Raw genomic sequence first — 14804 nt, 5'->3', positions numbered from 1 at the left:
GCACCACTCCACAGGTGGTTTTAACGTCACGCAGCCATCCGCTCAGCGCCCTGTACTCGCATCCGGCCACCCACGGCCGGATGTCACCGCCGACGCCCGGGCATACGAAAAGGCCCCCCGCTCGTGCGGAGGGCCTCTCACCGTCTGTGCGCCGCCAGGGACTCGAACCCCGGACCCGCTGATTAAGAGTCAGCTGCTCTAACCAACTGAGCTAGCGGCGCCTACTGACGTCGTAGACGTTAGCACCCTGATCGGAGGGAGGAAAAATCGATATCCGCACAGCCTCCCGAGCCGCCCGCACGGCCGCCCACAGCACCACCTCCGGCCCGGGCAGCCAGGGCTGCCGGCAGTCCGGCGCGACCAGCCATCGAGCCCCGGCCCGGCCGGACACCCCGGAGGGGGAATCCACCCCCGTAGTGGGGGGCACGGTGACGGCGTCGCCCGTGCCGTGGCACAGCAGCGGGGGAACCGGCCTCGTACGACCGCCCGCGCCCCACTCCTCCCACTCCAGCAGCGCGGGCAGCCGCTGGGCCGTGCCGGGCGCGGCGAACAACAGCATCCGGCCCCGGAACTCCGCGACCGGCCCCGAGCCGGGCCCGTCGTCCCACAGCCGGTCGAGCATCCGCCGCCCGAACATCGCGGGCGCGCTGACGACGTCGAAGACCGACCCGCAGGGCAGTACGACCGGTGCGCCCGGCCGCTCCTCCCAGAGGGCGAGCGTGCTCCGCGGATACGTTCCTGCCGAGGCGAGCCAGGCGGCCCCGTCCGGGGTGACATAGGAGGCGTTCCATGCGCTGCTCATGGCGTCAATGTCTACCGGCCGTGAACGCGCGGTTCCCGAGGGTTGCGGGAAATCGGGACAGGAGGGGGTGGGAGGCAGTATCTTGCCCGCCTGGCATATGCCACGGAGATCGGCAAGGCGGCGGAACCTCCGAGTCTCACACCGGGTCGACGGGCCCCCGGCCCTCGCCGCCGCGCAGCAGGTCCCGTCCGAACTCGACCATCTTCTTGGCGTAGTCCTCGGTCCACTCGGCCCGCTCGGCGATATCCGCGGTCGTCAGCCGATCGAACCGCCGCGGATCGGCGAGCTGCGCCGCCGCGATCGCCTGGAACTCCACCGCCCGGTCCGCCGCGGCCCGGAACGCCAGCGTCAGCTCCGTCGCGCGGGACAGCAGCGCGCGGGGATCGTCGATCGACTCGAGGTCGAAGAAGTGCTCAGGGTCCGAGGCCGCCTCCGCGGGCTCGAACAGCAGGGGCGCGGGGCGTAGCCGCGGTTCGTTCCGACGCGGCGTGGGCTCCGCCATGTCTACTCCTTCTCGTACGTCGCGCTGACCCTCCCCCGTGCGGGGGCACCCCCAGGTGGAGTGGGCCACCGTCCATTGTCTCGCGGGCGCGCAAGTGGGCATCGCGGTAGTGGGTACGGCTGCGACACCCCCCGGCGTTCGTCACGCCCGCCAGGACACGCGATGTTCGGCCAGATGCGCAAGCACGGCGTGATTCGCCTCCCACCCATCCGGGCTGTGTTCATCGGCCGCCTCCGGCGGCGTGCCGGCCTCCGGCCGGCGGAAGGCGGTCTGCTGGCCGCTTGTGTGGTTCATGGCCGCCAGGTCACCCGGTGCTCCGCGAGATGCGCAAGCACCGCGTGATTCGCCTCCCATCCATCCGGAAACTTCACCACCGTCCCCAGTTGCACCGGCTCCGTCGACGGATAGTCGTCCAGCAGGTCGCCGACCCCCGCCCGGCAGACCACGATGCACGCGTGCCGGTGGCGGGAGGCCAGGACGCACAGGCGGCCCGTCTCCAGGTGGAAGGCCGTGGCGTCGGGGCGGCCGGAGAGGGGGTGCAGCACCACCGTGACGTCGTACTCGCGGCCCTGGAGCCGGTTGGCCGTGTCCACGACCACGTCGGTGACGCCGAGGTCGGCCAGGGCGGCACGTACCGCGGCCGCCTGGTCCCGGTGTGCCGTGCCGACGGCGATCCGGTCTGCGGTGAGGGGCGTCGGGTCCGGCGAGCGTTCCGACGTCGCCGCGCCGCCCCGGTCCAGCAGCCGCCGTACGACCGTCGCCACGGCCCGCACCGCCTCCGGGTCCGTGCGCGGCGTGTGCCGCGCGGGCAGCTCCAGCAGCCCCCAGCCCGACTCGGCCGCCTCGTCGATCACCCGGTCGGGGCCCGAGCCGTCCGACGGCACGGCCAGGGACAGCCGCCGGTCGCCGTGACCGGTGCCGCTGCGGAACGGCGTGTACGGATAGAACGCGTCCGACACCAGCGGCGCCGCCGAGGCCGGGAGCCGCCAGGACACCGGCAGACGATGCTGCGGCAGGTCCGGGTTGTGGGCGAGCAGGGTCGTCACCGCCGAGGCCGACGGGTCGTACGTGAGGCCCGCCCACTGCTCGCTGCCCACGATCGCGAACGGGTCGAGCTGCCCCGGGTCGCCCACGAACAGCGCCCGCTCGAACAGCCCGGCCACCGCGAGCAGCGCGTCCGAGCGCATCTGGTACGCCTCGTCGACGATCGCGTGCCGCCACGGCTCGTCGGCCTTCACATGCGCCCACTTCGCCGCCGTCGAGATCACCACGGCCAGCCCGGCGAGGTCGGCCGCCTTCGCCGACTTGCGGACGTTCTCCAGGCCGTCGAGGGCCTTGTCGTACGGGTCGGCGTCGCTGCTGTGCAACCGCCCCACCGGCAGCTCGGGGTTCTTCTCGGCGAGCCGCAGGACCAGGTCGTCCACCTGCGCGTTGGTCTGCGCCACCACCATCAGCGGATGGCCCGCCTCGGCCAGCTCCAGTGCCGCGCGGACGACGAGCGTGGACTTGCCCGCGCCCGGCGGGGAGTCGACGACGACACCGCGCGCGGTGCCGTGCAGCGTGTCGTGGAGAATCGCGTCCGTGGCCTGGGTCGCGGCGGCGGAGGGATCGAAGAGCGTCGTCACAGCGTGTCCTCCGCGGTCACCGGGTCGGCGGCCTCCAAGGCCGCCTCACCGGGCGGCCCGCCGTGCGTCCAGGGAGTCTCCTCCGGGTCGGGCAGCTTCGCGCCGCCCCGCTGCTCGTGCTCGAAGAGCGTGAAGCAGACCCGGTCGCCCTTCTCCGGCACCGACCCCGGCTCGGGCTCCTTGCCGCGGCCCATCTTGTCCAGGATCCGCAGCACGACGTACGCCCCGTCCTCCTCGGCCCCGGCGAACTCCGCCGACTGCGGCTTCCCGCCCAGCGACCGGTACACCTTCGTGCGCTCCCCGAGATGCGGCCGGTCGTCCGTGCGCACCGTGACAAGGGGGCGCGGGCTGGGCCGCTTGCCCTCGCTGTACGCCATCACGACGTCGGTGACCTCACCCGCGAACGCCTCGCCGGACAGCCGCCGTCCCGCCATGACCAGCGGGTCGTCGAGGGCCTCCTGCGCCTCCAGCCGGGCCTGCTCGCGCTCGCGTGTGGCGAGCTTGTTCGCCGCGGTGACCGCGTCGTCGCGGCGCGGCTGCGGGGGTTCGCCGGCCAGGACCCGGTCGCGGTGGCCGGTGAAGGACCAGCGGTCGCGGGTCCACCGCTCCTCGACATGCGCCCCCTCGGGCAGCTCCCGCAGCAGGTCGAGGCCCTGCCAGACCTTCTCCCAGGTGGGCAGGGTGCGGCTGAGCACCAGATCCCGGATCTCCCGCTCGGCGGCGGTCAGCGCGCCGAGCCGGTCGTCGGCCTCCAGACCGTCCTCGGCGGCGGCCAGGGCCGTGCGGGCCCGGTCGTAGCGCTCGATGGCCGGGGCGAGCAGCTTGTTGTCGAACGCCGGGTCGGTGGCGGGACCGGCCGGGGGACACGTGAGCTGGCCCTTCGCGTCCCGCTCCAGCTCGGCCCGCAGCGCCGCCTCGGCGCCGGTCAGGCCCTCCGGCGGGTCGATCCAGGCGAGCAGCGCTCCCAGGTGCTGGTCCTCCAGCGTGGACTGCCCGGTCGCCCAGTGCCGGCCCAGTACGTCGGTCATGGCCAGCAGCAGGGAGGAGCCGGGCACCCGGGCCCGCTCCCCGAAGTGCGTCAGCCACCGCCCGAGCAACGGCACCCGGGGCGGCGCCGGATAAGGGGTCTCCGGGTCCTGTTCCGCCGTACGCCGGAAACGCATGGAGCGCCCGAGCAGCCGCACCAGGTCGATGCCCCCGCGGCTCGGCACGATCAGCTGCGGTGCGTCCGCGCACAGGTCTACCTCGACCTTGACCCGCTTGCCGGTCTCCGGGTCGGTCTCGGTGCGCTCGGCGGCCTCCACGGCCTCGGCGTACGCGTCGACGTACGGCAGCACCACGTCGGCCAGGTCCGCCAGGAACGCGAACCTGAGGTCGCGATCGCGGGGCTGCGGGACGACCAGCAGACGCGGCGCGTCCCGGTCGGTGCCGACCAGCGCGCCGAGCGGGGCGCCGGCCTCACCGGCGGTGGTCAGCGGCACGAACACCAGCGGACGGTCGGACAGGTGCCGGTGCCGGACGGTCGCGGCGGGCTGGGCGCGCCCCGTGCTGACCGCTTCGAGCCGCGCCAGGGTGGAGATCAGCGACATGCCGCCTCCAGTGCCTCGGCGCGCAGGGCCGCCGCCCGCCTGAGGGCCGCCACCGCCGGATCGTCGGGGTCGCCCGCCTCGCCGCGGGCCGCCGCGAGGACGTCCTCCACGGTCGTCAGCCCGCCCAGCTCCGCCCGCACCGGCCGCCCGAGCGAGGTCACCGCGCCCGTCTCGCGCGACCGGCCCCGGCAGTGGAAGGCCAGCTCGCACGCGGACAGGCACTCCGGCGCGTACGTCGCCGGGACCGACTCGACGGCGGCCGTCAGCTCCTCGGCGGGCAGCTCCGGGGAGAAGCACGTGCCCTCGGGGAGCGTCTCGGCGATGTCCTCGATGCGGGTCAGCCGGGTCAGCTGGCGGGCCGTCCCCGCACGCTGCTTGCGGATGTCGACGGCGGACGCGGCCGGCAGGTTGGAGAAGTCCCTGGGGCAGACGAGCAGGATCCGGTGCCGCACGCGCGGGGACGGGTCCAGACGGGCCGCGACCTCCTCCAGCGCCAGCACGTACACCGCCGCCTGCCGGGCCGCCGCCCCGACCTTCGCCGGATCCGCCGAACCGTCCAGCAGCGGGAACGACTTGATCTCGACCACGGTCCAGCTCCCGTCCGGATGCACCACGACCGCGTCCGGTTCGAGGAACGCGGGGGAGCCGGCGACGTCGAGCGCGAGCATCGGGTGGTCGAGCAGCGTCCACGCGCCCGGGTGCGCGGTGGCCTCCCGCAGCTCCAGCGCCGTACGGGCCGTACGCCCCTGGGGACCGGGCGCCGTCAGGTCGGGCAGGCGCGCCTCGGTGGGCGGCTCGGCGGCCCGGTCCAGCTTCTCGTGCACCAGCCGCAGCAGCTCCGCGCCGCCGTCGGCCTTGACCTTCGCCTCGAACGCGTTGCCCCGCGTGAGCGCGAACTGCGACTGGCCGAAGGCCGAGGGCGAGCCCAGCGCGCTCGCCAGCGCCGCCTTGTTCACCCCGGCGCCGTCGAGGATCGCGCGCCGCGCGCAACCGGGGTTGGCGGCCAGCGCCGCCAACGCGCGCGCGTCCAGGGCCTTCGCCGGTACGTCGGGACCGCGCAGCTCAGCGAGCCGGTGCCGGAGCGCCGTCCCCCGCGTCCTTGGGGGAGGCACTCGGCTCGGCTCCCGCTCCGAACCGCGACTCGCGCTGCCGTGGAATTCGCTCACCCGCGGAAGTCTGGCATCCGGCACTGACAATCGAGGAACCCGCGGCGGGAGATGCCGCCGTGACCGGTGCGACACGCGGCACGAAACGCGCCCTGACCCGGTCCGCCGTGCGCATCACGACCGGCGCCAGCAGCAGCCCGGCGCCCATGACGGCCGCGCCCGCGAGCGCGTCGAGGAAGTAGTGGTTGGCGGTGCCCATGACCACGATCGTCGTGATCAGCGGGTAGGCGACTGCTGCGATCTTCGTCGTGCGCGTACCGCCGTAGCGCCACAGCATCACTCCGCACCACAGGGCCCAGCCCACGTGCAGACTCGGCATCGCCGCGTACTGGTTGGTCATTCCGCCCATGCCGCGCGGGGCGCTCGCCGCGCCGCCCCACCAGCCGTACGAGCTGTACTGGGCCATCGTGTCCACGAAGCCGTGGCTCGCGTCGAGGAGCCGGGGCGGGCAGGTCGGCATCAGTGTGAAACCGACCAGGCCTATGAGGGTGGACGTCATCAGCCACGTGCGCGCGGCGCGGTACCGCACCGTCCGGGAGCGGAAGAGCCACACGAGGACCGCCGGCGTGACCAGGTAGTGCAGCGACGCGTACCAGAAGTCCGCCGGTATGCCTATCCAGGCCTCGCGGGTGAACAGGCGGTTGAGCGGGTGCTCGAAGTTGAGATACACGGCCTTCTCGGCGCGCAGGAGCGCCAGGCCGTTGTCGACCGCACCGGAGACGTCGCCCCGGGCGAGGAGCCGGCCCGCCGTGTAGCACGCGTACACCAGCAGGATCAGCGGCAGTTCCGTCCACCAGCGCAGCCGGCGTGCAGGGGCCGCCTCGGTGCCCGGTGTCTCGGTGTGCGGCATCCGATCGCCCTCCCCCTTCGTCGTCACGCGGCGCCCGGCCGGTAGGTCGTGCCACTTTACGGCGTACGTGCGCGCCCTGGGGGCGCCCTCCGGACCTCAAAGACGCTGAGATCGCCCCCCGGGTTGCCCGCGACCAGCGTGCGCGATGATGGAGGAGTTCCGCTCGCGTTTTTCTTCCGGAAAGGTCCCCCATGGCTCCGCGCATCCTGCTGGCCCGCCACGGACAGACCGAGTGGTCGCTGTCCGGCAAGCACACGGGCAGGACGGACGTGCCGCTCCTGGAGGAGGGCCGGCGCGGGGCCAAGCTGCTCGGCGAGCGCCTGCACCGGGCGCCGTACGACGGTCTGCCCGGCGTCGAGGTGCGCACCAGCCCGCTGGCACGCGCGCGTGAGACCTGCGAACTGGCCGGCTTCGGCGACCGCGCGCGTGCCTGGGACGCGCTGCTGGAGTGGGACTACGGGGCGTACGAGGGCATGACCCCGGCGGACATCCAGGCCGTCCGGCCCGGCTGGCTCATCTGGCGCGACGGTGTCCCCGAGGGGGAGACGCTCGAGGAGATGACGGCCCGGGCGGACGAGGTGGTCTCCTGGGCGCGCGCCGAGGACCGGGACGTCCTGGTCTTCGCACATGGGCACGTCCTGCGGTCCATCGGGGCGCGGTGGCTGGGCCTGCCGATCGACTTCGCGGCGCGGATACGGCTGAATCCGACGTCGCTGTCGGTGCTGGGGTGGGCGTACGGGGAGCCGGCGATCGAGAGCTGGAACGATCTCGGGCATCTGGTGTAGCAGAGGGCGTTCACACCATCCGCGGCAACGACGCGTGCCTCTCCAGGAACGCGGACACCCCGGACGCCCGCCGGTGCGGTGACAACACCCGCGCCGTGGCCGCCAGCATCGTCTGGATCCGGGACGACTGGACCTCCTCCAGCAGATCCAGCACCCGCATCCCCGCCACGGCGGCCTCGTCCGGCCGGCCGCCCCGCGCGAGGTCGTCCGCCAGCTCCGCCGTGTACAGCGCGATGTTCCGGGTGAAGTGCGGATCCTGGAGCTCCGCCGCCCGCCGCGCGTGCCGTGCCGCCCGGGGCCAGTCGCCGAGCGTGGACCAGCACTGCGCCTCCAGGCCCTCCAGTTCGGCCTCTCCGTAGAAGCTCATCCACTCGGGGTCGTCGTCCGAGGGGCCCCGGTCGAAGAGGGCCTGCGCCCGGGCCAGTGCCTGCTCGCAGCCGACGCGGTCGGCGAGGCCCGCCCAGCCGCCCGCCTCGCGCAGCGCGAGCAGCGACATCAGCCGGGCCGAGCCCACGGGCCGGGCGACGCGCTGTGCGGCCTGGGCGGCCCGGACCGCCTCGCGCGGCCGGCCCGCGTCGCGCGCGAGGAAGGCCGTGTTGCAGAAGGCGTGCGCCTCCAGGCCCGGGTCGTCGGTCATCCGGGCGGTCGCCAGGGCCTCCGCGTAGTGGGAGCGGGCGTCGTCGAAGCGTCCCGAGTCGTGGGCCAGCCAGCCCACGGAGATGGCCAGTTCACCGGCGCCCGAGTAGAGCCGGTCCGCCGTCGTCTGCCGGGTCGTACCGGCGTCCAGCAGGGCGTAGGCGGCGCGCAGCGGGGCCGCCGCACGGCGGTAGAGGCCGTCGGCCCCGTGCCGGTCGTCGAGCAGCCGGATGCGGCGGACGGCTTCTTCCAGGGCACCCGCGTCACTCGCCCCGGCGCGGCGCACGGGGCGCTGTGCCGCCGCGGCGTCGAGGGCGAGGCCGACGGGCCCCAGCGAGGCGGCGGCCACCGTGGCGCCCCCGCCGGTCATGAATGCGCGACGTAGCACGTCGCTCTCCTCGTAGGTGTCGTGCGGGTGGTACGGGTCGTACGGGTTCTGCGTTTCATACGGCTCGCACGCCCCGCTGCTCTCACTCGTGGCGTTCGCCGGGTTCGCGGTGCACGTCGGGGGCGCGTCCTCGGTGTCGCGCGTCCGGCGTCCGCGTACCGCTGTGCGGGGCGCGAACCCCAGGTCGGTGAGCGTGCGGCCAGGGAACATGTGCAGGAACACCCGTTCGTACGCGTAGTTGGGACAGCGGATCTCGCCCGCCTCGACCCGGCCGATGTACCGCGCGTCACAGCTGACCTGCTCGCCGATCTCCAGGGCGGCCCGCCGGATCGCCGCGGCGAACTCGGCCGGCGAACGCTGTCCGCGCAGGCGCCGGAAGGCGAGGTTGGGCCGCGGTGGCCGGTTGGGTTGAGATGAGGTCACCAGTGACGACGCCATGGCCGGGTCCTCTCGTGCGAACCGTCGAACCATGCCGGGTCCGGGGTGAGTTGTACGAGTTGTCCCGTATGTTCTGCCCCGTGTCCGGCGAGCAAGAACGTACCTGCTGTGTCGGAGCCCTCACGCTGGGTTTGACTACAAACCGGATATCTCATCCGTGATCTGCCATGAACTGCCATCCTTTGCGGCTGACTTCAGCCGTGGCCGTTGACGGTCTGCCGCGTTGAACCCCGCGGACCGGGAGGCCCCCGACTCCCGACCGCTCGTCCAAGCAGGGGTTCTGTGGTGGAGGCCGGGATGGAGACCAGCCGGATCAACGACCCTCGTACACCGCCGAGTACACCGCCGGCCGGCTGCGATGTCGTGACGGTGCCGGCGCGGCAGGGGCTGGAGGCGGTCGACATCCTGCGGCGCGGGACCGGTGAGGCGGTCGGGCCCGTGCTGCACGACGACGGCGGTGGCACCCTGGGCTTCCTGGTTCCGCCGGGGACGGCCGCGGCGTGGGACGTGCCGGGGAGCACGTGCACGGAGACCGACGGACGCGGACTGCCCCTGGCCCCCGAACCTCCCGTGGGGGGCTCGGACTGGCTGCTGCCGCCCGGGGAGGCGGACCTCGCCACGGACCCCGCGGTACTGCGCAAGGCCCTCGGCGAGGCCGCCCGGACGATCAAGGCCGCGGACGGCTGCCGCTGAGGCGCCGCCGCGGGCGGGCTGCTCACGTGTGGTGGAGGCAGGGGCGCTCACGCTCGACTGGAGCGTATGCCCCGCTTAACAGCCCGACCCCGATAATGGCCCCATGGGAAAGTCCAGGAACGGCCGGCGCAGGCAGGCCGGTGACGAAGCCGTCGTCGAGAGCGTCGACGGCGGACTCGCCGAGCTGATCCCCGACCGCGAGCGGGCCCGGGCCTGGACCCTGGTGGTCGACGGGGCCCCGCAGTCGCACGTCGACCTGGACGACCCGGCGTACCTGTCCTTCGAGTACCAGCGACGGCTCGGGCATGTGATCGACCTCGTCGCCCCGCAGGGCCGCCCCGTGCACGCCGTGCACCTCGGCGGTGGCGCGTTCACCCTCGCCCGCTACGTCGCCGCCACCCGGCCCCGCTCCACGCAGCAGGTCGTCGAACGGGACGCCGGTCTCGTGCAACTGGTGCGCCGCGAGCTGCCGTTGGACCCGAACGCGCGCATCAGGGTGCGGTCCGTCGACGCCCGCGAGGGGCTCGCCAAGGTGCCCGACGGCTGGGCCGACCTGGTCATCACCGATGTGTTCAGCGGGGCCCGGACACCGGCCCACCTGACCTCGACCGAGTTCCTCGACGACGTACGCAGGGCGCTGAAGCCCGGCGGTGTCTACGCCGCCAACCTCGCCGACGGGCCGCCGCTCGCGCACCTGCGCGGCCAGATCGCCACCGCCGCCGCCCGTTTCGGGCAGCTCGCGCTGGTCGCCGACCCGACGGTGCTGCGCGGCAAACGCTTCGGGAACGCCGTGCTGGTCGCCTCCGACCAGCCGCTGCCCGTGGCCGAACTGACCCGCCGCGCCGCCTCCGACCCGCATCCGGGCCGGGTCGAGCACGGACGGACGCTGACCGACTTCACCGGCGGGGCCGTACCTGTGACGGATCTCGCGGCGGTGGCGTCCCCCGCCCCGCCCGCGTCGGTGTTCAAGTGAGCCCGTACGGCACTCGGTGATTCCCGGGCGCTCAGTAGTTCCCGATCTCCACGCGCGGCGGCCCGTCGTGCCAGGTGCAGAACACCGACACCCGGTCCGCGCCCGAGGAGAACTCCACGCGGATCCATGACTCCGTCTTCCACACCTGCATCGACCAGCCCGCGCCGGGAGTGGCCGAGACGAGGGAGGCGGAGGTCCTGCCGAGGTCGAAGACCGCCCGGCCGCCGTCGGTGTCGTAGCTCTTGACCTGGCCGGTGAGGGTGGTGGGGGCGGGGGAGGGGCTGGGTGGTTTTGTTGGAGTGGGGGACGGGGTCGGGGCCGGGGTCGGTTTGTCGGTCCTCGGCGGTGCGCTCGGAGTGCGCCGCTTCGACGGAGGCGTCCGTTCCGACGGTGTGGCCGGCGGCTTCGGCTCCTTGGCCGTCACGTCGGCGGCCTTGATGGGCAGGGCGCGCGGCGGGTCGTAGGCCGTGCCCGCCATCACCGTGTGGACACCCCACCACGACAGCGTGACCGCCGCGCCCGTGGCGAGCAGCCAGGCCAGTACGTGTACGAGTCCTCTGCGCATCGCGGGCCATCCTGCCTCACGTGTCCCACATGTTGTCCACGAACGAGGGTCGCACGGGGGCCGGTTGTCCCCATGCGGGGAGTTGTCCACAGGCCCGCGCCCGGCTGTTCGAGATGGCGTACGGTGCGGCGCATGGCAAGTGTGCTCGTGGTCGAGGACGACCAGTTCGTACGCTCGGCGCTCATCCGGCACCTGACCGACGCCTCGCACACCGTACGCAGCGTCGGGACGGCACTGGAGGCGCTGCGCGAGGTCGCCCATTTCCGCTTCGACGTGGTCATCCTGGACCTCGGACTGCCCGATCTCGACGGGTCCGAGGCCCTGAAGATGCTGCGCGGCATCACGGACGTGCCGGTGATCGTCGCCACGGCCCGGGACGACGAGACGGAGATCGTCCGGCTGCTGAACGCCGGAGCGGACGACTACCTGACCAAGCCCTTCTCCGTCGAGCACCTGTCGGCCCGCATGGCGGCCGTGCTGCGCCGCGCCCGCTCCGGCTCGGGGGACGGGGAGCCGTCCCCGGTGATCAGGGTCGGCGGCCTGACCGTCGACCCGCTGCGCCGCCAGGCCGAGCTGGACGGCACGCGGCTCGACCTCACCCGCCGCGAGTTCGACCTGCTCGCCTTCCTGGCCCGTCGGCCCGGTGTCGTCGTCCCCCGCAAGGAACTGCTCGCCGAGGTGTGGCAGCAGTCGTACGGCGACGACCAGACCATCGACGTCCATCTGTCCTGGCTGCGCAGGAAACTGGGTGAAACGGCCGCGAATCCCCGCTATCTGCACACCCTTCGGGGCGTCGGTGTGAAGCTGGAACCGCCGGGCGCGGAGACGCCGCGATGAGGTGGGCCCTGGTCAAGGTGTCGCTGGCGGTGACCACCATGGTCGTGCTCGCCTTCGCGGTGCCGCTCGGGCTCGTCATCCGCGAGATGGCCCGGGACCGCGCCTTCTCGGGCGCCGAGCGCGAGGCCGCGGCCGTCGCCCCGGCGCTGTCCATCACCACCGACCGCGACCAGCTCGAACGGGTCGTGGCCTCCGCCGGCTCAGGCGCCGGGATGGCCGTGCACATACCGGCCGGCGACGGTCAGGAGGCCCTGGAGCTCGGGCGGCAGCGCGCCGCCGACGAGGACATCGCCGCCGTGCGGAAGCTGGGCCGCGCCTCCACCACCGGCGTCGCAGGCGGCTCGACGCTGCTCCAGCCGGTCGCGCTCAGCACCGGCGAGATCGCGGTCGTCGAGGTGTACGTGCCGGAGGCCGAGGTCACCAACGGCGTGGGCACGGCCTGGGCCGTGCTCGCCGGGGTCGGTGTCGCTCTGGTCCTCGGCTCGGTCGCGGTCGCCGACCGGCTCGGCGTGCGGATGGTCCGGCCCGCCAAGCGCCTGGTCGAGGGGGCGCGTGAACTGGGGGAGGGCAGGCTGGGCGCCCGCGTGCCCGAGGCGGGCCCCACCGAACTGCGGCTCGCCGCGGTCGCGTTCAACTCGATGGCGGACCAGGTCGTCCAACTGCTGGCGAACGAACGGGAGCTGGCGGCGGACCTGTCGCACCGGCTGCGCACACCCCTCACCGTCCTGCGGCTCAACACCGCCTCGCTCGGCGAGGGACCGGCCGCCGAGCAGACCCGGACCGCGGTCGAGCAGCTGGAGCGCGAGGTCGACACCATCATCCGTACGGCCCGGGAGGCCAAGCCGCAGACGGCCGCGGCCGGTCCGGGCGCCGGGTGCGACGCGGCCGAGGTGGTGCGGGAGCGCATGGTGTTCTGGTCGGCGCTCGCGGAGGACGAGGGCCGCACATGGCGGGTGGCCGGGGCCGACCGGCCGGTGCGCATACCCGTGGCCCGCGCCGACCTGGCCGCCGCGCTCGACGCGCTGCTCGGCAACGTCTTCCGGCACACCCCGGAGGGCACCGCCTTCGCGGTCGACGTGCACAACGGCGACGACGCGGTGATCGTCCTGGTGTCCGACGCGGGCCCCGGCATACCCGACCCGGAGGCCGCGATGGCGCGGGGCCGCGGCTCCGGGAGCGACGGCTCGACCGGGCTCGGCCTGGACATCGTGCGCCGGCTCGCGGAGTCGACCGGCGGGGACGTGCGGATCGGCTCCTCGGTGCTCGGCGGGGCGGAGGTGCGGATCTGGATCCAGCCGGCCGGGCGGTCGCCGGCGAGCAGGGGACGACGCGGGCCGGTGCGGCGACGGCGTCCGGGCAGGCTGGTCGCTGCATACAACCGCTCCCGCTCCGACTGACGGCTTCCGCTCTCTCCGGCCGGCCCCGGCCCCTCCCGGGCCCGTGCACGCTCACGGGTCGGTCACGTTTCGACAAATCGAGGTGGCGGCCCTTGACGCATGACCGGACATACGGCTGTTATTGCGCCACCGTGTTCGGTCAAGTTGATTTCTGGTCGATTAAGACCGGATTTCACGCCACACCCTCGGTGGCCGAACCCTGCCCTCAGGAGCCGTTCATGCACGACCTCTCCCCCTCCGGACCCTCCTTCTCCGCTCCCAGCCGCCGCACCCTGCTGCGCGGCATAGGCGGCGCGACCCTGCTCGGCGCGGGCATACCCCTGCTGAGCGCCTGCGGCGGGAGTGGCACGGCCGCCGACCCGAAGACGGTCAGCCTCGGCTCCAACTCCTCCGACGCGGTGCCGAAGAAGGCGTTCGCCGAGATCTACGCGGCCTTCACGAAGAAGTCCGGCGTCAAGGTCGACGTGAACACCAAGGACCACAACACGTTCCAGGAGCAGATCAACTCCTACCTCCAGGGCACGCCCGACGACGTGTTCACGTGGTTCGCCGGGTACCGCATGCAGTTCTTCGCGTCGAAGAAGCTCGCCACCCCGATCGACGACGTGTGGCAGAAGATCGGCGGGAACTTCCCCGAGGCGATGAAGAAGCTCAGCAAGGGCGAGGACGGCAAGTACTACTTCGTGCCGCTGTACACGTACCCGTGGGCGGTGTTCTACCGCAAGAGCGTCTTCGCCCAGCACGGCTACGAGGTCCCCACCACCTGGGACGCCTTCGTGGCCCTGTGCAAGCGGATGCAGAAGGACGGGCTGGTCCCGATCGCCTTCGGCGACAAGGACGCCTGGCCCGCGATGGGCACCTTCGACCAGATCAACTTCCGCACCAACGGCTACGACTTCCACGTCGAGCTGATGGCGGGCAAGGCCTCCTGGACCGACGCCAAGGTGCGCAAGGTCTTCGACCACTGGACGGAGATCCTGCCCTTCCACCAGGAGGGCGCGGTGGGCCGCACCTGGCAGGACGCGGCGCAGACGCTGGTGGCCAAGAAGGCCGGCATGTACGTGCTGGGCACCTTCGTGGGCCAGCAGTTCACCAACAAGGCCGATCTGGACGACCTGGACTTCTTCGCCTTCCCGGAGATCGACCCGGCCTTCGGCCAGGACACCGTCGAGGCACCCACCGACGGCTTCATGCTCTCCAAGGCCCCGAAGAACAAGGCGGGCGCCGTCGAGCTGCTGGAGTACCTGGGCACCCCGGAAGCCGAGCAGATCTACCTCAAGTCCGACCCGAACGTGGTGGCCGCCTCCACCAAGGCCGACACCTCCTCGTACACGCCGCTGCAGAAGAAGGCCTACGAGATGATCTCGGGCGCCAAGAGCCTGACGCAGTTCATGGACCGCGACAGCCGGCCGGACTTCACCTCCACGGTGATGCAGCCCGCGCTCCAGAACTTCGTCCGCAACCCCAAGAACGTCGACAGCATCCTCTCGTCGATCGAACGCCAGAAGAAGACGATCTTCGCGTCCGGCTGACCGAACGGAGAATCGACGACTCGGAT

Annotated in this window: 15 protein-coding genes and 1 tRNA gene; 6 read left to right on the top strand and 10 right to left on the bottom strand. The window is 72.8% G+C overall.

All coding sequences use genetic code 11. The annotated features are described in order from the left end of the window. Positions 1-147: 147 nt before the first annotated feature. The 8 genes from CP976_RS16380 to CP976_RS16350 all read right to left on the bottom strand — a co-directional run bounded on the left by CP976_RS16380 (position 148) and on the right by CP976_RS16350 (position 6534). Positions 148-221: transfer RNA gene (locus CP976_RS16380), tRNA-Lys, on the bottom strand. Continuing rightward, entirely contained in the window at positions 212-802 is a 591-nt protein-coding gene (locus tag CP976_RS16375) for a bifunctional DNA primase/polymerase (protein ID WP_150481041.1), read from the bottom strand. The genes CP976_RS16380 and CP976_RS16375 overlap by 10 nt, the downstream gene beginning before the upstream one ends. Before the next feature lie 136 nt (positions 803-938). Next, positions 939-1304, bottom strand: coding sequence for a hypothetical protein (locus CP976_RS16370; protein ID WP_150481040.1), 366 nt, complete (start codon positions 1302-1304; stop codon positions 939-941). A gap of 141 nt (positions 1305-1445) precedes the next feature. Further along, positions 1446-1598 carry a hypothetical protein gene (locus CP976_RS42925; RefSeq protein WP_167537347.1) on the bottom strand — a complete coding sequence of 51 codons (153 nt, stop codon included), beginning with the start codon at positions 1596-1598 and terminating at the stop codon, positions 1446-1448. After that, positions 1595-2929, bottom strand: a complete 1335-nt coding sequence (locus tag CP976_RS16365; RefSeq protein WP_150481039.1) for an AAA domain-containing protein — start codon at positions 2927-2929, stop codon at positions 1595-1597. Before CP976_RS16365 ends, CP976_RS42925 begins: the two co-directional genes overlap by 4 nt. Further along, complete coding sequence (locus CP976_RS16360) at positions 2926-4518, bottom strand: hypothetical protein (RefSeq protein ID WP_150481038.1); 1593 nt, start codon at positions 4516-4518, stop codon at positions 2926-2928. Before CP976_RS16360 ends, CP976_RS16365 begins: the two co-directional genes overlap by 4 nt. After that, the gene (locus CP976_RS16355; protein ID WP_150481037.1) at positions 4509-5630 is read right to left on the bottom strand and encodes a hypothetical protein; all 1122 of its coding nucleotides are present in this window, start codon (positions 5628-5630) and stop codon (positions 4509-4511) included. Before CP976_RS16355 ends, CP976_RS16360 begins: the two co-directional genes overlap by 10 nt. Further along, a complete protein-coding gene (locus CP976_RS16350) occupies positions 5581-6534 on the bottom strand; it encodes a phosphatase PAP2 family protein (protein ID WP_150481036.1) in 954 nt (317 codons plus the stop codon). Before CP976_RS16350 ends, CP976_RS16355 begins: the two co-directional genes overlap by 50 nt. A 191-nt stretch (positions 6535-6725) precedes the next feature. Here CP976_RS16350 and CP976_RS16345 point away from each other — a divergent pair, with 191 nt between their 5' ends. Further along, the gene (locus tag CP976_RS16345) at positions 6726-7319 is read left to right on the top strand and encodes a histidine phosphatase family protein (protein WP_150481035.1); all 594 of its coding nucleotides are present in this window, start codon (positions 6726-6728) and stop codon (positions 7317-7319) included. 10 nt (positions 7320-7329) lie between these two features. Here the strand turns inward: CP976_RS16345 and CP976_RS16340 are convergent, their stop codons facing one another. Then, positions 7330-8781, bottom strand: a complete 1452-nt coding sequence (locus tag CP976_RS16340) for an NsdA family TPR-like regulatory protein (RefSeq protein WP_150481034.1) — start codon at positions 8779-8781, stop codon at positions 7330-7332. Between the two features lie 297 nt (positions 8782-9078). Here CP976_RS16340 and CP976_RS16335 point away from each other — a divergent pair, with 297 nt between their 5' ends. Further along, positions 9079-9474, top strand: a complete 396-nt coding sequence (locus tag CP976_RS16335; RefSeq protein WP_150481033.1) for a hypothetical protein — start codon at positions 9079-9081, stop codon at positions 9472-9474. A gap of 103 nt (positions 9475-9577) precedes the next feature. Continuing rightward, a complete protein-coding gene (locus CP976_RS16330) occupies positions 9578-10447 on the top strand; it encodes a spermidine synthase (RefSeq protein WP_150481032.1) in 870 nt (289 codons plus the stop codon). A 31-nt stretch (positions 10448-10478) separates the two neighbouring features. On the opposite strand, the gene CP976_RS16325 is transcribed toward CP976_RS16330, so the two are convergent. Continuing rightward, complete coding sequence (locus CP976_RS16325) at positions 10479-11012, bottom strand: hypothetical protein (RefSeq protein ID WP_150481031.1); 534 nt, start codon at positions 11010-11012, stop codon at positions 10479-10481. Between the two features lie 132 nt (positions 11013-11144). Here CP976_RS16325 and CP976_RS16320 point away from each other — a divergent pair, with 132 nt between their 5' ends. The 3 genes from CP976_RS16320 (at position 11145) to CP976_RS16310 (ending at position 14778) form a co-directional block, all read left to right on the top strand. After that, positions 11145-11849, top strand: a complete 705-nt coding sequence (locus tag CP976_RS16320; RefSeq protein ID WP_150481030.1) for a response regulator transcription factor — start codon at positions 11145-11147, stop codon at positions 11847-11849. Further along, on the top strand, positions 11846-13246 hold the full coding sequence (locus tag CP976_RS16315; protein WP_150481029.1) for a sensor histidine kinase: 1401 nt from the start codon (positions 11846-11848) through the stop codon (positions 13244-13246). The genes CP976_RS16320 and CP976_RS16315 overlap by 4 nt, the downstream gene beginning before the upstream one ends. A gap of 218 nt (positions 13247-13464) precedes the next feature. Next, positions 13465-14778, top strand: coding sequence for an ABC transporter substrate-binding protein (locus CP976_RS16310; RefSeq protein ID WP_150481028.1), 1314 nt, complete (start codon positions 13465-13467; stop codon positions 14776-14778). Positions 14779-14804: the final 26 nt, after the last annotated feature.

The sequence above is a fragment of the Streptomyces coeruleorubidus genome (assembly GCF_008705135.1).
Classification (GTDB): domain Bacteria; phylum Actinomycetota; class Actinomycetes; order Streptomycetales; family Streptomycetaceae; genus Streptomyces; species Streptomyces coeruleofuscus.
This window is presented reverse-complemented; position numbering and strand designations above follow the sequence as displayed.